The sequence below is a fragment of the Rhodobacteraceae bacterium IMCC1335 genome, assembly GCA_039640495.1.
GTDB lineage: Bacteria > Pseudomonadota > Alphaproteobacteria > Rhodobacterales > Rhodobacteraceae > Thalassovivens.
The window spans coordinates 1396815-1417045 of sequence record CP046864.1 but is presented as its reverse complement, the minus strand read 5'-3'; the positions used below and the strand labels follow the sequence as shown (position 1 = coordinate 1417045).

20 protein-coding genes and 1 tRNA gene are annotated in these 20231 nt (G+C 49.8%); 10 read left to right on the top strand and 11 right to left on the bottom strand.

Going from position 1 to position 20231, the window contains the following annotated elements; genetic code table 11:
- Position 1: 1 nt before the first annotated feature.
- The 9 genes from GN241_06765 to GN241_06725 all read right to left on the bottom strand — a co-directional run bounded on the left by GN241_06765 (position 2) and on the right by GN241_06725 (position 6663).
- The gene (locus GN241_06765; protein ID XAT57092.1) at positions 2 to 415 is read right to left on the bottom strand and encodes a phage major tail protein, TP901-1 family; all 414 of its coding nucleotides are present in this window, start codon (positions 413 to 415) and stop codon (positions 2 to 4) included.
- Positions 416 to 427: 12 nt separating this feature from the next.
- The gene (locus GN241_06760) at positions 428 to 847 is read right to left on the bottom strand and encodes a DUF3168 domain-containing protein (protein XAT57091.1); all 420 of its coding nucleotides are present in this window, start codon (positions 845 to 847) and stop codon (positions 428 to 430) included.
- Entirely contained in the window at positions 844 to 1188 is a 345-nt protein-coding gene (locus tag GN241_06755; GenBank protein XAT57090.1) for a head-tail adaptor protein, read from the bottom strand. The genes GN241_06760 and GN241_06755 overlap by 4 nt, the downstream gene beginning before the upstream one ends.
- Positions 1185 to 1769, bottom strand: a complete 585-nt coding sequence (locus GN241_06750) for a hypothetical protein (GenBank protein ID XAT57089.1) — start codon at positions 1767 to 1769, stop codon at positions 1185 to 1187. The genes GN241_06755 and GN241_06750 overlap by 4 nt, the downstream gene beginning before the upstream one ends.
- Before the next feature lie 90 nt (positions 1770 to 1859).
- Positions 1860 to 3050: a phage major capsid protein gene (locus GN241_06745; protein ID XAT57088.1), complete on the bottom strand. Its 1191-nt coding sequence runs from the start codon at positions 3048 to 3050 to the stop codon at positions 1860 to 1862.
- A complete protein-coding gene (locus GN241_06740; protein ID XAT57087.1) occupies positions 3047 to 3640 on the bottom strand; it encodes an HK97 family phage prohead protease in 594 nt (197 codons plus the stop codon). The genes GN241_06745 and GN241_06740 overlap by 4 nt, the downstream gene beginning before the upstream one ends.
- Positions 3641 to 3734: 94 nt before the next feature.
- Complete coding sequence (locus GN241_06735) at positions 3735 to 4907, bottom strand: phage portal protein (GenBank protein XAT59206.1); 1173 nt, start codon at positions 4905 to 4907, stop codon at positions 3735 to 3737.
- Positions 4908 to 5042: 135 nt separating this feature from the next.
- Entirely contained in the window at positions 5043 to 6386 is a 1344-nt protein-coding gene (locus GN241_06730) for an ATP-binding protein (GenBank protein ID XAT59205.1), read from the bottom strand.
- The gene (locus GN241_06725; protein ID XAT57086.1) at positions 6322 to 6663 is read right to left on the bottom strand and encodes a hypothetical protein; all 342 of its coding nucleotides are present in this window, start codon (positions 6661 to 6663) and stop codon (positions 6322 to 6324) included. Before GN241_06725 ends, GN241_06730 begins: the two co-directional genes overlap by 65 nt.
- Positions 6664 to 7093: 430 nt before the next feature.
- Here GN241_06725 and GN241_06720 point away from each other — a divergent pair, with 430 nt between their 5' ends.
- From GN241_06720 to GN241_06695, 6 genes are all read left to right on the top strand, one after another.
- Positions 7094 to 8170, top strand: a complete 1077-nt coding sequence (locus GN241_06720; GenBank protein XAT57085.1) for a hypothetical protein — start codon at positions 7094 to 7096, stop codon at positions 8168 to 8170.
- A gap of 91 nt (positions 8171 to 8261) precedes the next feature.
- Positions 8262 to 9050, top strand: a complete 789-nt coding sequence (rlmB, locus tag GN241_06715) for a 23S rRNA (guanosine(2251)-2'-O)-methyltransferase RlmB (GenBank protein ID XAT57084.1) — start codon at positions 8262 to 8264, stop codon at positions 9048 to 9050.
- A 123-nt stretch (positions 9051 to 9173) separates the two neighbouring features.
- A complete protein-coding gene (gene ribB, locus GN241_06710; GenBank protein ID XAT57083.1) occupies positions 9174 to 10298 on the top strand; it encodes a 3,4-dihydroxy-2-butanone-4-phosphate synthase in 1125 nt (374 codons plus the stop codon).
- The gene (locus GN241_06705) at positions 10298 to 10828 is read left to right on the top strand and encodes a 6,7-dimethyl-8-ribityllumazine synthase (protein XAT57082.1); all 531 of its coding nucleotides are present in this window, start codon (positions 10298 to 10300) and stop codon (positions 10826 to 10828) included. The genes ribB and GN241_06705 overlap by 1 nt, the downstream gene beginning before the upstream one ends.
- Positions 10825 to 11316 carry a transcription antitermination factor NusB gene (nusB, locus tag GN241_06700; GenBank protein ID XAT57081.1) on the top strand — a complete coding sequence of 164 codons (492 nt, stop codon included), beginning with the start codon at positions 10825 to 10827 and terminating at the stop codon, positions 11314 to 11316. Before GN241_06705 ends, nusB begins: the two co-directional genes overlap by 4 nt.
- Positions 11317 to 11493: 177 nt before the next feature.
- Positions 11494 to 11577, top strand: a tRNA-Tyr gene (locus GN241_06695).
- Between the two features lie 123 nt (positions 11578 to 11700).
- Here the strand turns inward: GN241_06695 and GN241_06690 are convergent.
- Positions 11701 to 12783 carry an IS630 family transposase gene (locus GN241_06690; protein XAT59204.1) on the bottom strand — a complete coding sequence of 361 codons (1083 nt, stop codon included), beginning with the start codon at positions 12781 to 12783 and terminating at the stop codon, positions 11701 to 11703.
- A gap of 1039 nt (positions 12784 to 13822) precedes the next feature.
- Between GN241_06690 and GN241_06685 the strand changes: the two genes are divergently transcribed.
- Together GN241_06685 and GN241_06680 are read left to right on the top strand one after the other, a co-directional pair.
- Complete coding sequence (locus GN241_06685) at positions 13823 to 14737, top strand: EamA family transporter (protein ID XAT57080.1); 915 nt, start codon at positions 13823 to 13825, stop codon at positions 14735 to 14737.
- A gap of 59 nt (positions 14738 to 14796) precedes the next feature.
- Positions 14797 to 15723 carry a hypothetical protein gene (locus tag GN241_06680; protein XAT57079.1) on the top strand — a complete coding sequence of 309 codons (927 nt, stop codon included), beginning with the start codon at positions 14797 to 14799 and terminating at the stop codon, positions 15721 to 15723.
- A gap of 288 nt (positions 15724 to 16011) precedes the next feature.
- Here the strand turns inward: GN241_06680 and GN241_06675 are convergent, their stop codons facing one another.
- Positions 16012 to 18408 (bottom strand): FAD-dependent oxidoreductase, encoded by a 2397-nt coding sequence (locus GN241_06675; protein XAT57078.1) that lies wholly within the window; start codon positions 18406 to 18408, stop codon positions 16012 to 16014.
- 74 nt (positions 18409 to 18482) lie between these two features.
- On the opposite strand from GN241_06675, the gene GN241_06670 reads away from it, so the two are divergent.
- Complete coding sequence (locus GN241_06670) at positions 18483 to 19400, top strand: SIS domain-containing protein (protein XAT57077.1); 918 nt, start codon at positions 18483 to 18485, stop codon at positions 19398 to 19400.
- The gene (locus GN241_06665; protein XAT57076.1) at positions 19393 to 20226 is read left to right on the top strand and encodes a transporter substrate-binding domain-containing protein; all 834 of its coding nucleotides are present in this window, start codon (positions 19393 to 19395) and stop codon (positions 20224 to 20226) included. The genes GN241_06670 and GN241_06665 overlap by 8 nt, the downstream gene beginning before the upstream one ends.
- Positions 20227 to 20231 lie beyond the last annotated feature (5 nt).

Below are 20231 nucleotides of genomic sequence, written 5' to 3'. Positions count from 1 at the left end.
GCTACAGCTCCGCAAAGCTTAAAGCGCCCGCAGAGGCCAGGGATAACTCGTAAGTTGCCTCTGCGTTATACGTGCCCGCATAATCCAAACTGGTGATCTGAAATGGCCCTTGCAGCGTTCCAAATCCGGGTAAGATAATTTGAAAATCCGGGGTTTTCGCATCGAAAAAAATTTGCCGGACGCGCATATCGGAATGGGCATCTTTGAACACGCCCGAGCCCGTAAGCGAAGCCGTTTTAACGCCCGCTCCCGCCAAAATTTCCCGCCAGCCACCCTGGCTGTCAAGCGAGGTGACGTCCACCATTTCTGCATTAAAGCTTAGCCGCGTGGCGCGCAGCCCGGCCAAGGTTTCAAATTGCCCGTCCGAGGTCATATCGACCTTGATCAATAGCGCTTTGCCAGCTTGTGCAGTCATTTTTAAATCCCTTTATAAAGCGTCATCTTGCGCGCAACGAAGCAGAAAAGTGACGTCAACACGGCGGGCATCCAACTGAGGGTCACGCCAAGCATTCGCCTTTGAAAAATGGACGAAAACCACGCGCCCTTTGTCTAAATTAGGCGGTTTGGCGTGCAACGCGTTCACAACAAAGCCAGCCAGCCGTTTCGCCTCTTTGAAGCCATGCCCCCGAGACAGCGCGGAAATCAGCAGCTGATGCTCGCTGCCAGATTGTGTAAAATCGGATTTATCAATCACAAGCTCCGGGCCGATGAGCAGATAAAGATCTGGAACCACACCCGGCGGAACGCCATCAAATATATGCGTACCAATCAGGGCTTTGATCTCAGGGTCAGCGCTGATTTGTGCGAAAACCCCAGCCTGAACAGCGGCGAAATCAACATGCCTCATTCTGCCACCCAGGTTAACGATGTCGACAAAAGATACTTCCCAGAGGCATCATATGGAACAGTGGTATGAATGGGATATAGCGCGTCTTTCAGGCGAAACCGGCGGCCTGGATGGGGGTAAAGCTTCGCGCTTGGAGGCAGCGCGCGCAAGGTTATTTGCCAGTTTATACGGCGTAAAACCCCCGCCTGTGACGCGCTGCGCGGATGCGATGAGACATCAAGCCGTGCCCAAAGTGCACCCAATTTTTGCCATTTCTTTTGGCTGCCCCCCGCGCCATCAGGCAGGCTCACGCAATCTTCCAATGTCAAAAGATGCGATAGTTTTGGGATCTGATTTCTCATAATAACCGCCCTGCACGAAGGCGTGGCCGCTTGTGCGGCTCGAGCAGGCTGAGAATTCCAAACGGCATTGGGCTTTGGGCAAGCCCAGATTCATCACGGTTTTCATAATAATGGCTGCACAATAACAACACCGCTTGCTGTAAATCTGCAGGGATACCCGCCCAGTTGACATATTGGCCCGCCATTATGCTAATCCGACAAAATCCACCATTCAGCAATTTGGGAAAACCACCGTGAACCTCGGCGCGCCCCTTTTCGAGATGTAAATCAAAGCCTTCCTTTGGCAGATGCCTCACGTTATGGGCCATATGAAGCGATACGCTTAAAAGCTGTTTCACGGGCCATAGCGGCAAGCTGAGCATTTGCGTTTCTGGAACCTCAAACGCGTCATAGCCAAATTGCCTTTGTAACATCACCAGCGATAATCGACGCTCAATCACGGATAGCGCGGCGCGCAGAAACCCAGCCAAAACAGACTCTTGAACAGCCGCGTCTTCAAAGGTCGAGCCCAGCAGCAAATGCGATTTGGCGGCATCAAGCGGCAAATCAGAGGCCGGTATGGGCGCAAGTTCAAAATACATTTCAGCTATCCAAGGTTAAGATCAATATATAAATTTAGTGAATTGTTTTTATTAGCAATTAGCTATTTAAGAACGCCAGATATAGGCGTTCTATGACGCCGAAAATTTTAACAGTTTAATGGCTGAGAAATCAGTCACCGCACCGCCAACGCGCTTCGTTGCATAAAAAAGCACATGCGGTTTTGCGCTGAAAGGATCACGAAGAACGCGCAAATCTGGCCGCTCGACGATCGTGTAGCCCGCGCTAAAATCGCCAAAGGCAATCGCATAGGCGTCGGGCTCGATATCCGGCATGTCTTCACAGACCACGACTGGATAGCCCAATAAACGCGCCGGCTCCTGCATGGCCAACCCATCCGCCCATAAAAAGCGGCCATCGCTGTCTTTAAGCTTTCGAATGTGACCGGCAGTTTTTGAATTTAAAACGAAGCGGGAGTTTGCGCGATAGCGCGCGTCAAGCGCATAGACCAGATCAACCAATTTATCCGATGCCATACCATCTTCAAACTTTCCCGCGCCTCCGGTCGGAATATAGGCCAATTGACCCCAATCTTGAGCTCCATCCGCCACTTGCTCATAGCTTAAAAAGCCGCGTGGTTTATCAAGGCCATCTCCAAACAAAAATGCGTTTCCTTCAAACCGCGCGAATGTGTCAGCGATGCGGCTGGCTAGCCAATTTTCGATGTCAAACGCGCTGTCTTCAAGCAAGCGTTGCGATGCTTTTGGCATCGCGCTCAATTCATGCAGCGGAATACTAATACGATCCAATTTAGGGGTTGCGGTTTCGCTGACACCCTGCTGTTCGCTCGCCCATCCGGCATCCATCCCTCCCTGATCCATTAAAATATCATAGGCAGAGGCCTCTACGGTAACCACATGCGCTATGCTGCGGATGGAATGCGCCGCGCTGAGCGCTCTATCGACAAAATCCGCCGTTTCTCCATCTACCAGAAAGCCACCCTCGCTATTGACCGCGGCCAACATGCCCTTTTGTTCAATATCCAACCCGCGCAGTTTGGTTTCATCCCCCGATTTCAAATAGGTCTTGAACGCTTTTTGATGGCGGCACTCGGCCTGGGCATTGGGATCCAAGGCAGGCCGAAACAGCGCATGCGCCTTTTGATCCAACCGCCGCAATCGATCTTCTTGGCTGTCAATTTTCTCATAAGAATTTACCTTGAAGTCATTGATACTGCTTATAAATTCATCTAAAGAGCTCTTTAGATCAGCGATTGAAAATCCTGAGCTTGTTAACCCTGTTAGTCGTTGATCCTGCGTCATATGATACCTCTATCCGATACGTTAATTTGATCTGTTGATTTTAAGTTTCGCGCGGCTTGCCGAAACAGAGCGCAGAGTTCGCTGACCTGGTTTTCCTCGGCTGGCTCATCGGCTTTGGCGTTCACACGCGCCCCCGGCAGCATTGGAAATGTGACCAGTGAAATCTCCCACAGCTCGAGCTTGTTCAACAAACGCGCGCCAGCAGCGTCAAACCCTGCCTGTTTGGTGGTATAGCCCACCGATAGCCCATCTAAAGCGCCGGCTGCGATCAACGCAGCAGCCTCTCGGGCGCGTAAAATCGGCTCGAGCAGCCTGCCTTTTGCGTAGAGCCCATGCGCATCTTCACGTAGCTCATCCCAGATGCCAATGGGTTGCGCCGGATCATGCTGCCATAGCATTTTAATCTTGCGGTTTGCGCGAATAGCCGCCTGCAGCGAATGTTGAAACGCTCCTTTTTGAACGATATCGCCGCCATGATCTCCAATGCCGAATAAACTGGCATAGCCTTCAACGGCAAACCCGTCTGACAAAGACAACCCCTGTTTAGAGAGGCAAAATTTACGTTCAATATTTGGAAAGCTTGGGTTCATTTATAGCCTCTCCGCATCCATAAGTTTACCCCTAAAACTCAATTCTCTCGTGGCTATGTGCCAACCTAGAGAACCGCTTATCTGCAAGATGATATCAGCCATTGCGGGCGCCTGCTTTGGAGGATAAGCCCAATAGGTGGCGCTTTTCATCATCGGTTAAGAACTTTGCATCGCTCACCCGGCGCCAAAGCGTATCGCGCTCTTGAGACAGCGCTTGTATAAGATCAAGATCCGGTAATAGTTGAAAATCCTGCGGCCAAGAGGTCGATAGCCAACGCGCCAAATGGGCTGTCACGCGTTGTACCAATGGCAAAACAGTCAAGCGCACAAAAGCCCGGTTTGCCTCTTGATAATTTGCATAAGTGGCATCGCCTGGAATGCCTAAAATCATCGGCGGCACCCCAAAGGCCGTCGCAATCTCGCGCGCGGCTAATTCTTTGGTTTTGTGAAACTCCATATCCGAAGGTGAAAACCCCATCTGGCGCCAATCAAGCCCGCCTTCCAACAACATCGGACGCCCCGCATTGCGTGCGCCCTGATGATAGAGTTCAAGTTCATCTACCAAACGGTCATATTGCGCATCGGTCAGACTGCCCTGCCCCTCGTGCCCGCGATACACGAGCGCTCCGGATGGGCGGGCTGCATTTTCAAGCAGCGCTTTTGACCAAGCAGATGCACCATTATGGACATCAATCGCGCGTGCGGCTGCTTGCAAAGCAGAAAAGCCAGAATGATCATTCTGCGGATGAAAACTGCGAATATGGCAGATATCGGGATGTGAACCCTCTGCGGTCAAGCGCTGCTTACGCGCGCCAACCGTATAGTCATAGGCCACTGGCCAGCCATCCTGACCAATCACTGCTGAAACACGTTCCGAACGCAGCGTGTAAAGCTCGGATGGATGCCCATCGCTGTTGTGAACCGCTTTGATATAGCCATTACCACTGAGCAGAATTTGCCCGTAAAGCGCTTCTAAAAAATCAGCTTTGGTCTGCCCATGGTTGGGGGATTTGAGCACAGAGACCAGCGGATGCGCGTCAATTCGCTTGCCGCGCAGCATGCATGTCAAAGGCACCGCAGCCGCTGCCTCAGCGATCAATTTAACCGCCCGAAACCCAATCGGATTACCAAGAAATCCCTGTTGGATTAAACTCAAACCGTCCTGGCCACTCCAATGAAGCCCCGCAGTCAAGGCACCAGATCCAAAGCTCGTAGGGCGTTTGGGCGCCAGGTTAGCCGAAGCAACAGCCGTCTTTTTTTCAAACATCCGGTTGAAAAGGCGCATTTAAATATATTCCATCCTATGACTGCCCACCCCATTGATCGAGCAAGGCGTTTGCGTGGAGAAAACCACAAAAGGTTTTAACAGGCCCGCATCGCAACGGGCGCTGGCGTTGCGAGGTTACAATAAACGCATCCTTGGCTTTATTGATTTAGCAGGAGGCTTCAGCATCAGCTCGCTCAAGGCCCAAACCAAAGCATCCACGCGGTCCGGGCTGCCCTGCCCTTGATACCCATGCAGCGTCATCTCACACATTTGGTGTTCAAGCGCGTTTAAACCAGGCAGGTGAAACACCCGCCCCTGCTCGTAAAGCGCAGCCACGGGTTCTGCGCGCATTGATTTGCCAAATTTTGCGCGCACGGCCTTATAGGGCACCATGGGCGCCACCTGCCGCAAAACCGCCTCGACCAGATCGCCCCCTTGGTTCACCTCGGCGATCACGCGTTGCGCGCCCCATTGATGAAAAGCTTTTACCGCAATATTCGCCCAGGCGCTGGGGCTGCTGCCGGTTATTGTTGCATCGCATAACACATAAGCCTTCCAGCTCTGCTCGGGGCCTTTGGCGCGCAAGCCAGCCACGATAATTCCGCAGGCATTTGAGGCTTTGTGCCCAGTCATCGGGGGATCAATTGCCACCACGATACGATCCAACTCTGGGGCTTGTTTGACCTGCACAGCCTTAAGCACCACATCCGTCCAAAGCGCATTTTCAAGATCCTCAACCAACAGCCCGTCCAGCTCTTGGCGCTCCAAACGCGTGCCCGCGTAGCGGCGGCGCACCTCCTTTAGAAAACTGACGGCAAGATTCGCTTTATTGGCCTCGGTTGGCGCATGGGTTATGCAACTGCTTGGCGCTGCCATAAGAGTTTTCAGCAACTGCATATTGCGCGGGGTCGTGCTCACGCATTGGCGCGGATTTTCGCCCAGCCGCAGCGTAAATTGCAACATATCCCACGCCTTATCGGCATGTTTCCACTTGGCCAATTCATCCGCCCAAGCCGCATCAAACTGGCGCCCGCGCAAGGCTTCATAATCATAGGCCGAGCAGATTTCGGCAATCGCGCCGTTGGGCCATAATAAGCGCCGACGCGAGGCCTGCCAGAGCGGGCGCCGGTCTGCTGGGCTGCACGCCAAGATGCCGCTTTCGCCATGCACCATCACATCTCGGGCTTGCTCATATGTATCACCTATCAGCGCAATTCGTTTGGCTGCGCCCAAAGTTTCTGGCAGGGCGCCTTCCACTTGGCTGCGCACCCATTCTGCGCCAGCGCGGGTTTTACCTGAACCCCTTCCACCCAAAATAATCCATGTTTTCCAGTTTATTAACGGAGGAAGCTGATGTTCTAGCGCCCAAAATTCAAACAAATATGGCAGAGCCATTAGTTCGCCATCCGATAGCTCATCCAGAAATTTCCTCTTCAGACTCGGCTTGGCGCAAGCGATCCAAGCGGCGCCCGATTTGATGCCTTGCGGCCTCCAAGTCGAGGCTGTAACCGGCCTCTCCTGCAGTGTTCGTTTGACGGTATTTTCCACTTAATCGCTCCAATTCATGGGCCCAAATCAGCCATTTCCTCAGTTCTAAAAACAGGCGGCGCATGTCGCCCCCTGAAGCGGGCGCCTCGCTTGAAAGGCGCTGCCTGAGATTTTCAATTTCTTCGATAAATTCCTCGAGAACCTGCGCAACCTTGTGCAGCCGCGATTTTAAGGATCCGATATTGGCATTCGGTGTGTTCAGGATCATCCAGCCCCCGCAGTGATAAAATCGACAGTGCCGCAAACAAAGCCACGCAGCGCTTGCTCAGCCTTTTGCTCGGCCCCCTTCATCTGCTTTTTCATGTGCTGCGCGAACCAAGCATGCCGGCGCTTAATTTATCGCCAATCGAGCGGGTTCTGCGTTAAGACTTTAAAAGGCTTTTTCACAACGGGTACAAATCGCCGACGATACTCGCAGATAGGCGGTAAATCTCGCCTCTATCCGGCCACATTTTCAACAAATATTAAGCGCTCTTCACGGCTAGTGAACATCTGTGCCACTGGCGCGCATGTTTTGTTTTTAAGTGGAGGGTATCGTTTTGTTCAAAGCCTCAATTTACCAATTTTTCGTTCTTTTATTATTCACTTTCAACGCCGTTGCACAGGAGCTTACGGATATAAGCACTGCAGATGTTTTTTTGGCTGAGAACTCTATCAATTTGAGCACGCCGGTTACCGGATCCGCGCATCTGCTTGGGCAAACCATATATATCACGGCCCCGATTGCAGGCCAGCTTTATGCCTCGGGACAATCCATCACGCTCAGCACGCCCGTGGCCACAGTGGGAGATGGTGCCCATTTGCTGGCACAAACGATCATTATTGGCTCCGCGATCAAGGGTGCCTTATACGCAACAGGACAATCCGTTCTGATCAACGGGCCAGTTTTAAAAAACGCTTATATCGCGGGAAAGCGCATTCAACTTAAAGGCCAGATTGATGGGCATCTGCGCGCCTTTGGCGAACACATTGAACTGCAGGCCCCCATCTTAGGATCCGCATATGTAAGGGGGGAAACCGTTGTCATCGCCTCTGTTATTCACCAAGACCTTGATATTAAAGCTCAGAAAATCGAATTTAAAGACGGCGCTGAACTCTTGGGAAAGCTCAGATTATCAGAAACAGCAGAACTCAGCGGGACCGCATTAAGCGCGCTTATCAGCGAGGATCGCGTAACAATGACGCCCGCGTCGACTGCATTTTTTGAACGCAGCAAACCTGCTCGACCCAATATATGGCTATTGCAACAAGTCGGATTTCTTTTGAAGGTGGGCGTTTTGATGATCCTGTTTGGTTTGTTTATGCCCCAACGTGTTTTTGAAAACTCCGAAACGCTAAAAGCCCAGCCCTTTAACTCAGGATGGAATGGTGTTCTGGCCTTCGCCATGATTTTAGGCCTGATGTTGGTTTTTGCGCTCACGGGCATTGGTATAATTCTTATGCCTTTATTCTTGCTTGTCGCGATAATTGTCGCGGGGTTTGGGGGGATTACAGCGGGATATTTACTGGGCAAAATAGCCTTGGAAAATATTTCCGGGTTTGCGCCGGATCAGCGGAGTGACCAGCTGAAGGCCGCAGGTTTGGCGACCGCTCTGTTATTCATCCTCTCTTTGGTGCCTTTTTTAAATTATCTGGCGTTTTTAATTCTGGCCTGTCTTGGCACGGGCCTGACAATTTGGCCCAAGATCAAGCGTATGTTAAAACTAGCCCCTTGAACCAGGAATGATCTACTCGGCTTCCCTCTGGTTCGTGCCCCCGGTCTATGATAGCGGGCTACATGGGCTAAGGATAGGGCAGAGTGACATCATGAAAAAACCCAAATGGGTCGTTCAGAAAGAGCAGCAAAAAAAGGCTGCCAGCCAAGAAACTATCTGGTTGTTTGGCCTGCATGCTGTTCAAGATGCGCTTAGAAACCCGCAACGTGAAAAACTACGGCTGGTGGTCAGCAAAAACGCGGCCGATAAATTGGCAGAGTCAATCGCTGTGGCGGGTATCGAACCTGAATTTTCCGATCCCCGCCGCTTTGCCGCGCCCATAGACAGCGGCTCGGTGCATCAAGGGGCCGCCCTAGAGGTGACGCCGCTCAACTGGGGTAGCCTTCAGGATGTTGCCTTGGCCGCGGGCGACGGGGCGCCGCGTTTGGTTTTGTTGGATCAAGTCACCGATCCGCATAATGTTGGCGCGATTTTACGATCTGCAGAAGTATTTGGCGCAAATGCAGTGATTGGCACCCAAAGGCATAGCGCTCCGGAAACTGGAGCCCTGGCAAAAACGGCCAGCGGCGCATTAGAACGCCAACCCTACCTGCGCCTGCGGAATTTAAGCGATACGATCATTGCGCTGCAAGAAATGGGATATTGGGTCATCGGGCTTGATGGAGAGGCCAATCTCACGATCGAGCAAGCGAGCGCCAATAAATGCGATCGACCTATTGCGCTTGTGTTGGGCGCCGAAGGGCCAGGGTTGCGACAGCGCACAAAAGATACCGTGAATGTTTTGGCAAAAATAAAGTCCGCTAAAAGCTTCGGATCATTAAATGTTTCGAACGCTGCAGCGGTTTCGCTTTATTCCTTACAATCCCGATCCGAGAAATAAACCTTCTAGCTTCTCCTTTCAGAAAAGAAACGGTCGGTTCAGAGCACAGTTCAAAAGCAATACTGCCTCTGGTCAAATCTTTTTAAACCCACTAAAGCAGGGCCAAAGCGCTGGAGCATAGCCATGAATTATGAAACTGCGGGCGAGGTTGAGAACGCCTATAGCGACATGATCTCTTCGATCGAGGAGATCATCGAAGACGCCCGAAACGGCAAGATGTTTGTTCTTGTTGACCATGAAGATCGTGAGAATGAAGGCGACCTGGTGATACCTGGCCAAATGGCCACACCAGATGCGATCAATTTCATGGCGCAGCATGGGCGTGGGTTGGTTTGCCTGTGTCTAACCTCTGAGCGGATTGACCAGCTTGGGCTACAACTTATGAGTACGCATAATTCATCGCGCCACGAAACTGCATTCACGGTCTCAATCGAGGCGCGCGAAGGGGTGACAACAGGCATATCCGCGCAGGATCGGGCCCGCACCGTTTCCGTGGCGATCGACGCGTCAAAATCTGCAGCAGATATCGCAACGCCCGGCCATGTTTTTCCCTTGCGCGCACGCACGGGCGGTGTGTTGGTGCGCGCCGGTCATACCGAAGCCGCCGTTGATATCAGCCGTTTGGCCGGCTTGAATCCTTCAGGTGTGATTTGTGAGATCATGAATGAGGATGGCACCATGTCGCGCCTGCCCGATTTAGTCGGGTTCGCGCAGCGTCATGGACTGAAAATTGGTACGATCAGCGATTTGATCGCCTATCGCCGGCGGCATGACAACTTGGTACGAGTTCAAAGCGAGAAAGAAATCATATCGGAATTTGGCGGCAGTTGGTTGATGCGCAGTTACGTAGATGAAACCCACGGGGATGAGCATATCGCGCTTTGCAAAGGCGATCTTTCGGGACCCGAGCCTGTATTGGTGCGGATGCACGCATTGGACCCTATGCTCGACATTATTGGCACTGGACCCAATGGGCGCGCCGCTGAATTTGGCGATGCCATGAAATTGGTCGCGCGCGAGGGACGCGGTGTTGTGGTTTTATTGCGCGACACGGCGATGAAATTAGAAAGCAGCGAAGACAGCTCGCCCAAGAAATTACGCCAATACGGGCTTGGAGCGCAGATATTATCTTCGCTCGGCCTGTCCAAGCTAGAACTTCTGACCAACTCTCCGATTCCGAAAGTTGTGGGTTTAGACGCCTATGGGCTAGAAATTGTATCAACGCGCAAAATATCGGTGTTGGGGTAATGGCGCAGTCAGAACAACATTACACGCTAGCCCAGCCAAGCTTTGAACAACCGGTCAAACTTTTGATCGTGGTGGCGCCTTATTACAAAGATATTGCCGATAATCTTTTGCAAGGGGCCGCGCAGCAAATTACGGATGTGGGTGGCACGTTCGACGTGGCCGAAGTCCCTGGGGCTTTGGAAATTCCAACCGCGATCGGCATCGCCGAGCGCTTGCAGGAATTCGATGGCTACGTCGCGCTGGGTTGCGTTATTCGCGGTGAGACCACGCATTATGAAACCGTATGCAATGACAGTTCGCGCGCCATTACGCTTCTGGGTCTGCAAGGGCTTTGCATTGGCAATGGTATTTTAACGGTTGAAAACCGCCCCCAAGCCGAGATGCGCGCAGATCCGAAGGCGCAAAATAAAGGCGGAGGCGCTGCCGCCGCAGCTTTGCATCTGATCGCGCATAGCCGCGCTTGGTCGGGTGGACAAAAGAAAATCGGGTTTGCCCCCGGCCCCTTAGACCCCAAGACAGGCCTATTATGACAAATTCCGACACCGCTTTTACGATAAGTGGAAATCAAAAGCGTAAGATGAAAAGTGCAAGCCGGCTTTATGCGATGCAAGCGCTGTTTCAGATGGAAAGCTCTGGTCAAACCACCGAAACCATCTGCACCGAATTTCTTAACCATCGCTTTGGCGCTGACCATGAGGGCGATCTGCTCGTAGATGGCGATGTTGACCTGTTTAAAAATATAATAACTAAGGCCGTAAACCTGCAGGCGCCTATCGACCAATTGACCGATCAGGCCCTCGTTGCAAAATGGCCATTAGGGCGGTTAGACCCAGCCTTGCGCGCGCTGTTTCGGGCTGCCGGAGCCGAGCTTTTAGACGGTGGGGCTCCTCCGAAGGTGATCATATCCGAATATATGGAAGTTGCATCAGCTTTTTACCCAGAAGGAAAAGAAGCAAAATTTGTAAATGCCGTTTTAGATCATATGGCGCGCAGCACCAAGCCAGAGGCCTTTCCCTAAGCCTTGACATGAATGCCCTGAACAGGCGCTAATCGTCACGGTGCGTCAACCGGGTAATTCCGACAAAAACATCGTTTTTTTGATGTAGGATAAACTGATTTGGACGGGTGATAAATTTCAGGTTGACCTTGTGTTTTTCCCCTTGTACCAGGCAGTGTGCTCTTTCAAGAGAGCAGTGGGCGACAGGCCGCAAGGTGTGGCAGGGGACTGTAACTCCCTCGCGGAGACGCACGCCTGGTTCGATTCCAGGGTCGCCCACCACTTCACAAAAAAATTCAATGAAGACAACGACAGTGTGTCCCACGCAGGGAAAATCCGGTCCTAAACATATCAATGGGTTAGGGTGAAGGTGTCCCACGCTGGAGCCCAAAATCCACCAAGGGATTAACGATACCGTGAATCTTTACAATTGTTGCTTTCAGAAAAACTCGTGACGGCTGGTTCTTTGCCCCAAATTTTGTTTCCAGCTCTTTTGGGGTGTCTTTTAAAATTTTCATTTCTTTCCAAAAAGTAGCGGTCAATTGCTGCTTTTGCCTCCTCTACGCTTGCATAATTACTGTTATGAATAACAGCGCGTGACATTCCACTGAAAACTGCCTCGATTACATTTAGGAACTGTGCGCCCGCGGGTAGTGGGGCTAGTTCCACTTTTGGTCCAGATGGGGTTCCAACACAGGAATTTCCTAGCTCAATGTGCTCGAGAAGTTTTTTAGAAACGTGCCATGAAGCTGCATCCCAAGACAGAAAAATTCGATCAAGGTGTCGATATTCCGCTTTGAGGATATCAAGCAACTTAATCATCTCGTCAGTGTTCTTTTTCTTAGAATAAAAGTGGGTAACTTGGTTTGTCGAAAGTTCCAAAGCCGCCGTCATTATCAGTACACCTTTCGATTTTTGAAATTGTGGTACTGTAAAGGTTTCCCCTGGTGGAATAAGCTTCTTTCCACGCCGTTTTTTCACTGAGAACGGTCCGTATTCGTCAATTGAAAAGAAGCCCTCTCGCTCTTGCAAATTTCCTAGGATTTTTTTTATGTCTGAAAGTTTTTGCCGATATTCAGGATCGTTACTGGTCAAGACTTCTCGCGCCTTCAACCATCGATAACCTGCATCCTTTACTATCCGCCGTATTGAATGCCTTCCAACCTGAATACCCGATTTTGCAATTGCTTCCTGAAGCTCATCTAATTTCCATGTGGTTCGATTAAAACCAAAATCTGACGGGGGAGCATGCATTACTTGAAAAACCATCTTTTTAATATCGTCACGCTTGGTAATGCAGCAATAATCTGACTTTCTAACACAGGACTGAAGTGTCCCTGTCTTTCGTAGCGTATTAACCCACCTATAATAAGTTGACCGGGGAATACCGATACGTTTAAGGGCTGCCCGTTTGGAAGTTTTTGCCGAGCCCACAAGTTTAAGAACCAATAATTTTTCTTCTCCAGAAGTTTGTCTTGAAAATGTCATGAGCGCCTTGCGGGAATTTAAAAAGATTGCCTCTAGCCTTGCGAGTTCCGTGTCTTGAAGCTCGACTGTATTTCTTGAAGGCACCGGTTTTGACACATGACGATTTTGCCTTTCAAGCCCAATTGTACCCGCACTAATAAATCGCTGTTTCCATATATAATACAAACTTACAGATATCCCGTTGCGCTTGCAAAGTTGATTGATACTAAGCTGTTTAGTCATTCCTGCGACAACAACCTGGGCCTTGAAATGGGCTGTATGCGACCTTCTCAATTTCACAATATTTGGCATTTTCTCTCCATTTATATCGCTAAATTTTGAAGTGTAGCACAGCTTTAGTTTGTAGGCTCAATGTCCGAGTAAGGCCTAGCTATTAAGTAAAAAGGCCAAGTGGAATATCGATCATGACCAAATACGATCAGTGGTGCCGTTTTCACCATTCGAGACTTTAGCATCAAAGTTTTTATCCGTTGGGAATTATGTCACTGACCCTACTCAGCAGTTTTTGTAATTTACCCATACCAGATCATGGCGGTCATGGCGCACACCCAAGCGCGTACATCTGAGGTCTACACCAAGGGGGTTCAGCGCCGTGGATTGGCAGCCGATGGGATGCAGTCACTGGCCGCTCTGGACTGGTAAGGTGTCCCACGGTGTTTTTTCGTGGGACACCTTGGTCAATAAAATATGGCCCAAATGCCCCTATTGGGAGTGCAGGGTCGCCCACCATTTAGTCTTCCTAAAACCCCCGACGACATGCCTCTGCGGAAGAGTGTCTATATTTCCGTGGGTTATGGGGAAGTGGTGCGCCAGAGACCTCACAAATCATCTCTGATCTCAGCACTTTCGGGGTTGTTTTGGGGAAAGTCTCAGAGGGGCATTTGCACGTGTGGTCTTGAGCTGGTCAAAACGACCTCAAGATTGCGCAAATCCAAGGACACGTTGCTGCTCGGACCAATCCATTGGCAGCTCTGGAAGCGCGCGCAATGTTTTCGCAGTGAGATGCAGTGGTTGGCGGCCTTCCAGAATCGCGGTTGAAATGTCTGGCGCCAGCCAGGCCAGAGGAAGAATGCGACTGACCGATCCGCTACGCAGGCCTTCCCGTTCAGTGATGTGCTGGATCGAAGACGCTCTCCCTTCAAGGAGTTCACTTGCCCACCGTCTTGCGTCTGCAACCAGTGCAATAAGGTATAAGACGCTTGCTATGGGGGCAATAGTCATCGGGCATGTTCCCATAGCTATTATTATTCTGCCTTTTGCAACCATACCTGACAGCAAAAGCATTCCATATTTGTTAACAGGCATTGTATTGCATTTTGGGTATCAGCTTTTCTTATTAAAATCCTACGAACACGGCGATCTTACAAAAGTTTACCCTATTGCACGCGGAACTGCGCCACTATTGGTCGGGCTTTTTTCTTTGAGCGTTCTAGGAGTTGAGCTTTCGAATGCCAAAATCTTCTCAATAATAATTATAGGTGTTGCAGTAATAAGCTTGGCTTTTGGTCAAAAATCTGATGGTCAAAAACGCCATAGTGCATCGATATTCGCCCTAATTACGGGTCTCTTTATCGCCTCTTATTCCCTGATAGATGGCCTTGGTGCCCGTCTCGCCGGTTCATCACTTGGATTTTTTTGTCTTTTGGCCATAGGGAATGGCTTCTTAATGGTAGCCTATCTCGCTTGGAAATCTCCCAAAACACTCAATAACCTGCCCCATCATGGACTGTCACATTTACTAATTGGGGGAACCGGATCATTTACAGCTTACGCGCTGGTAATTTGGGCCTTCACAAAAGCCCCAATTGCTTTAGTGACAGCTTTAAGAGAGACTAGCATTGTCTTTGCTTTTTTCATGGGCGTTTTCTTTTTAAAAGAACCCGCTAGTCTCCTCAAATTGATTGCTTCTATTGCCATCTTGATAGGTGTTGTGCTGCTACATAGTTCAAAATAAGAGCAGCAATTAAACAAATTTTCTTTTGAGGCTAGGAAGCATTAAACTAAAATTGCGTCATGCAGTTATTAGCAAAGCGTTTACTAACACGGCCTTTGATTGACGCCAGAATGGATGCGCGCTTGGAAGGTAATGTGAATGGCCCTTCGCTGATAAAGATGCCCGCTTGGTTAAAAAGCCGAAAAGCCGAATATTATCTCTATTTCTCTCATCATTGTGGAGATCATATTCGGCTAGCTTTTGCTAATCAGCTAACAGGACCTTGGACAGTCTATGTCGGAGGTGTTTTAACGCTATCGGATACCCCGTTTGTTCAGCAAAAACCTAATGTACCCGAGCCAAATTGGGCGGTAAAACGAGGTATTTCGGGTCTCTATCCACATATAGCATCTCCTGATGTTCATATTGACCATCATCGTTGTGAACTAAAAATGTACTTTCACGGGCTTGATCACGACGGAAAACAAAGGAGCCTTACTGCAACTTCAAAAGACGGATTGACTTGGAAAGTCCACCCCAAGCGTATCGAACAAACTTATTTGCGTGTCTTTAGGTACGAAAGTAAGACATATGCAATTGCTCTGGGAGGCGAAGTTCTGCGTGAGTCCGAAAATGGCGTGTTCCAAACAGGCGGATGGATTTTTCCAACCGAACATCGTCATTCTGCAGTTTTGGTTAAAGGCGATATTCTTCACGTCATTTGGTCTCGAGTTGGCGATGCTCCCGAAAGCTTACTGCACTCGATTATAGACTTAAATCAGCCATGGAAAACATGGGCCATTATTGAGACGAAAATAATACTGAAACCAGAGCTAATTTGGGAAGGTTCAAACCATCTCATTCGCAAATCTGATCTAGGTATGGCGCGATCAGATGAATGTGCCCTTCGCGATCCTTGCATATTTCAAACTGAGCACAAGACTTATCTGATTTACACGGGTGCCGGAGAGGCTGCACTGGGAATTGCAGAGCTTTTTGGTGTTTGAACGAGATGCGTTTTACCGCTGCACTTAAATGAGCTTCAGTAAAATTTGGCCAAGTATTTCCAAAATCGCTAAAAATTTCTCAAAATACTGGCATCATTCATTTCAATTAAAAACGTGAGCGCTCGCGTGCGAGCAAGTAAGGTTTATTCTCTATCCCTGCGCTGATTGTTTCGTAATATTCGTATGTGATTGAAGCCTGTTACCACCGTGAGAGGCGGCGCTCTATCATCAAATGACTAACGTTAAGAGTGTTTTGGCAGCAAACGGATCTTTTAGGGTTGCGCCATATTAACTTTTCATTCGCTGGGCTTTAGCATCGAAGAGTGCGCAGGTGAACAATGTCGCGTCAAACAGTTGCCGTGCGATATCTACTTTTACGGCGGTTCCAGAAGACGGTCTGTTGTGGACCTTGCCCAAAGCGACGGGTTTGCCGATGCGATACCCGAAGGCGCAAGAACTGGTTTGACCAATGATATCGCCATCGTAATAGATTGGTTCATGGCCTAAGGGTACAGCTTTTTCATCGTGAAACTTGAGAGAAATCAAAGACGATCTCCCTTTAATTTTTCGACGCACTGCAAGCGCTTCTGCTCCGATAAAGCCGCCTTCCTCACGAGTCGCAAAATCAAGCCCGGTATCGACAGGCGAAACATCACTGTCCAGTTCATGGCCCATAGCGCAAAACCCTTTTTCGATCCGCATAGAAGTCTGAGCATATAAACCAGCCGGCCTTGCACCTGCATTTACAAGAGCCATATAGATCGTAGCTGCGTTTTCGGCTTTCATTGTGATTTCCCACCCTGGTTCGCCAACATAAGACATTCGCGCAGCACGCACATGTTTTCCTGCTATATGTGCAGCACCTACCTTAAAGTAGGCAAGTTGGTGAAGTTCCGGCGCTCCACACTCAGAGACAATTCTGGCTGCTTCAGGTCCCATGAGTCCTAAGACGGCATAGTCTTCGGTACTATCAGTCATGCTAACTGAAAATCCCTCGGAATGTTTTTGAAACCACGCAAGATCACGTTTGATGGCGTCGGTGCCAACAAACAACCGATAATGGTCATGTGCAATTCGCTGAGCAGTGATGTCGCTCTCAAAAGTACCGCGTTCATTGAGAACTGCAGTGTAAATCACAGACCCAGGTGCACGACTGAGAAACCCAGAACAAGTGTGTAAAAGAAACGCTTCGGCTTCTGGTCCGCGCACCTCAATCTTTCCGAAAGATGAACAATCAAAAATTGCAGCTCTCTCATGTGCGGCCATAACTTCAGTACGAACATTTTCAAACCAATCAGGGCGGTGAAATGTCATTCGCGGTTCTTCGGTTTTGCCAAAGTACAAAGGCCGTTCCCAACCATAAAATTGTCCCATATGCGCTCCTGCCCCCTTGTATTCGCTTTCCAGCGGTAGGGCGCGGAGATTTCGGGCAGTCGAGAGCTGTTTACCTGGGAATGCGATATCGTAATGTGTTCCAAGGATTTCGGGCACCCGCCTCATCAAATGTTCGATGTTGTTGAAGACTGGCGCCAATCTTTTAGCATCTGCTTCTGAAAGATCATAAGCGGTATGCCCATGCAAGATGCAATGGGCTAAGTTCATACCCGCACCACCACCCGATGCGATTCCGACCGAATTCATGCCGCAACCAAGGAATAGCCCTTTGGTTTCAACGGTTTCGCCAAGCATAAAGTTGCCATCGGGCGTGAAGCTTTCCGGCCCATTCAGCAACATTTTGACTTCGGCAGTCTCCAAAGCTGGCAAACGTTGCAATGCATTCATCATCATCGGTTCAAAATGGTCCCAGTCTTCAGGCAGTAGGCCAAATTCAAAATTCGCATCCAGCACTCCGGGTGCTATGGATTTTCCCATTGGCTCAAAACATCCCACTAAAATTCCGCCAGAATCGTCGCGAATATAGAGGCGGTTGTCATGGTCAGATAGAGTCGGTGTGTTGCCGAAGAAGCCGTCGATTGGCTTGGTCAAGAGGTAGAAGTGCTCACAGGCTAACACTGGCACTTCTGCTCCTGCCAATGCGCCCGCTTCGCGAGACCAAAGGCCAGTACACAGTGCGATAGCGTCGCACATCACAGTGCCGTTTGTGGTTTCGACGCCTTTGACGCGGCCGTTTTCAGTAAGAATTCCCGTGACGCCAGTGTCTTCGAAGATCTTCGCGCCTAACGGCTTAGCCGCTTTGACGAGCGCCGCGCAGACATCTGACGGTGAAACCCGTCCGTCATCTGGTGACCAGACCGCACCCAGCACATCTTTTGCATTCATTAGTGGCCAGCGCTCTTTTGCTTCTTGAGGCGATATAGATCTTGCGTTAACGCCGTAGACATGCGCCATTGCTTCCTGACGCTTTATATGAATCAAGCGGTTGGGATTAGTCGCAATCGACAGAGAACCTTTTTGAATCCAACCCACATTCTGCCCAGCTTCTTCCTCAAGTTGGGAATAAAGTTGTACTGAATATTGGATCATTCTGGTCAGATTATGTGAACTCCGTAGAGCCCGAACTTGCGCCGCTGAGTGCCACGTTGTGCCGCTGGTTAGCTTATTTCGCTCCAACAAAATTGCATCTGAAACTCCCATTTTCCCAAGGTGATAGAGAGTAGAGCACCCCATGATGCCGCCGCCAATGACAACGACCGATGCATGGGATGGGAAGTTGCTATCTGTCATCTGACTGATTCCTTGACGAATCTTGAAATTTATATTTCAATAATGTCTCCGGATGTAAGGAACGCAACAAAAAATTGGATCAAACATTCCCTTTAAGTTTAATGGATCTTTCAGCCAAACGATTGCAGGCACTGAGCCCGCAGCTACGACGTGCTGCCCGTTTTATTCTTGAAAACTCAGGAGACGTTGCCACCCGCTCACAGCGACACGTTGCGGAACTTTCACAATTACCGGCACCAACTTTTACTCGGTTGGCACGTGCGGTGGGGTTGCGAAATTACGATCAGTTGCGCGACCTGTGCCGTAAGGACGTATTGCGCAATAAAACCATCCTTGCTGACCGGGCAAAATCGCTCATCTCCAAAGTAAATGAAAATGCAGAAGAACCATCTCTTATTAGTGGTCATGCCACGACCGCGATACGTAACTTGCAGCATTTTGTAGAACAGACAGATTCGAATAAGTTAACAGGTGCGGCTCGACTTCTGGCTGATGCAAGGCGTGTCGTTTTGATAGGCGAGATGAGCTCTCGCGGTTTAATGGACTATGCCTCTTACATAGCAAATATGTCGCTGACTGGCTGGAAAGTGCTTGGCCGTGCTGGGGACGGTTTATCTTCGGAGCTGGCTGATCTAGGGTCGAAAGATGCGTGCTTAGTAACAGCGGTAAATCCTTATTCAGCGCGATCTCTTACAATTGCAAAACATGTCGTAAATGCAAAAGTCCCGGTAGTGGCAATCACTGACAATGCCTTATCACCTCTGGTTACTTTGGCCGATTATAGTTTTTTTGTGGACACCAGAAGTCCGCAATTCTTCCCCTCGCATGTAGCGCTTATGGTTGTGTTGGAGGCGCTAGTAGATATGGTTATACGCGAGCGGGGCACTGAGGCGCAAAAACACATTGCTGCGGTAGAACGGCAAAATCACATCTTAAAAGAGTATTGGCAAGAAGCTCTTGCCACCAACAAAGGAGAATCAAACTATGAATAAATTTTTCAAGACCGCTATCAGTGGCCTAGCGCTGGCCGCTATGTCCGTGGGAACTGTCAGTGCTCAGTGCACCAACGATGTTTGGAACAAGGTAATGTCGAGCGGCAAAATCGTAATTGGTGTTAAAGCGGATTACAAACCTTGGGGTTTTCGTGATGATAGCGGAAATCTTGTTGGCATGGAGATTGATATGGCCATGGATGTCGCCGCCAAAATGGGCGTTGAGGCCGAATTGGTTCCCGTACAATCATCTAATCGCATGCAGTTCCTAGAACAGGGCAAAATCGACATGATGATTGCGACCATGTCGGACCGTGCAGATCGCCGCAAGATCGTTGGTATTCCGGGGCCAAACTACTACACCTCTGGTACGAATATTATGTCTCCTAAGGCGCTTGGATTTACCTCTTGGGAAGACCTACGCGGCAAAAAGGTTTGCGGCAAGCAGGGTGCTTTTTATAATCAGATTACGGAAGAGCGTTATGGCGTTGAAATCATGGCATTCACTGGTAATGCTGAAGCAAAGCAAGCTCTAAGAGATCGGAAATGCGTCGCATGGGTTTACGACGACAGCTCTATCGGCTCTGACCTGAGCTCTGGCAACTGGGACGAGTTTGAAATGCCATTGGCGTCAGAAGATGACAACCCTTGGGGTCTTGGCGTGCCGCTTGCTGAAGCCAGCTGTGTTTTTGGTAATTTTATGTCCGGCATGCAATATAACTGGCATCGCGAAGGCACGCTGATAGCATTGGAAAAGAAGTGGGGCATCAAACCCACGGCTTTCCTGCAGATGCAGAACGAGCGTAACAGCGATTGGATTAAATAATTCAC

Bases quoted from the DNA above. Each gene is read 5' to 3' on its own strand.
- GN241_06765 (XAT57092.1), bottom strand. From the start codon at position 415: ATGACTGCACAAGCTGGCAAAGCGCTATTGATCAAGGTCGATATGACC.
- GN241_06760 (XAT57091.1), bottom strand. From the start codon at position 847: ATGAGGCATGTTGATTTCGCCGCTGTTCAGGCTGGGGTTTTCGCACAA.
- GN241_06755 (XAT57090.1), bottom strand. From the start codon at position 1,188: ATGAGAAATCAGATCCCAAAACTATCGCATCTTTTGACATTGGAAGAT.
- GN241_06750 (XAT57089.1), bottom strand. From the start codon at position 1,769: ATGTATTTTGAACTTGCGCCCATACCGGCCTCTGATTTGCCGCTTGAT.
- GN241_06745 (XAT57088.1), bottom strand. From the start codon at position 3,050: ATGACGCAGGATCAACGACTAACAGGGTTAACAAGCTCAGGATTTTCA.
- GN241_06740 (XAT57087.1), bottom strand. From the start codon at position 3,640: ATGAACCCAAGCTTTCCAAATATTGAACGTAAATTTTGCCTCTCTAAA.
- GN241_06735 (XAT59206.1), bottom strand. From the start codon at position 4,907: ATGTTTGAAAAAAAGACGGCTGTTGCTTCGGCTAACCTGGCGCCCAAA.
- GN241_06725 (XAT57086.1), bottom strand. From the start codon at position 6,663: ATGATCCTGAACACACCGAATGCCAATATCGGATCCTTAAAATCGCGG.
- rlmB (XAT57084.1), top strand. From the start codon at position 8,262: ATGAAAAAACCCAAATGGGTCGTTCAGAAAGAGCAGCAAAAAAAGGCT.
- ribB (XAT57083.1), top strand. From the start codon at position 9,174: ATGAATTATGAAACTGCGGGCGAGGTTGAGAACGCCTATAGCGACATG.
- GN241_06705 (XAT57082.1), top strand. From the start codon at position 10,298: ATGGCGCAGTCAGAACAACATTACACGCTAGCCCAGCCAAGCTTTGAA.
- nusB (XAT57081.1), top strand. From the start codon at position 10,825: ATGACAAATTCCGACACCGCTTTTACGATAAGTGGAAATCAAAAGCGT.
- GN241_06690 (XAT59204.1), bottom strand. From the start codon at position 12,783: ATGACATTTTCAAGACAAACTTCTGGAGAAGAAAAATTATTGGTTCTT.
- GN241_06685 (XAT57080.1), top strand. From the start codon at position 13,823: ATGTCTGGCGCCAGCCAGGCCAGAGGAAGAATGCGACTGACCGATCCG.
- GN241_06680 (XAT57079.1), top strand. From the start codon at position 14,797: ATGCAGTTATTAGCAAAGCGTTTACTAACACGGCCTTTGATTGACGCC.
- GN241_06675 (XAT57078.1), bottom strand. From the start codon at position 18,408: ATGACAGATAGCAACTTCCCATCCCATGCATCGGTCGTTGTCATTGGC.
- GN241_06665 (XAT57076.1), top strand. From the start codon at position 19,393: ATGAATAAATTTTTCAAGACCGCTATCAGTGGCCTAGCGCTGGCCGCT.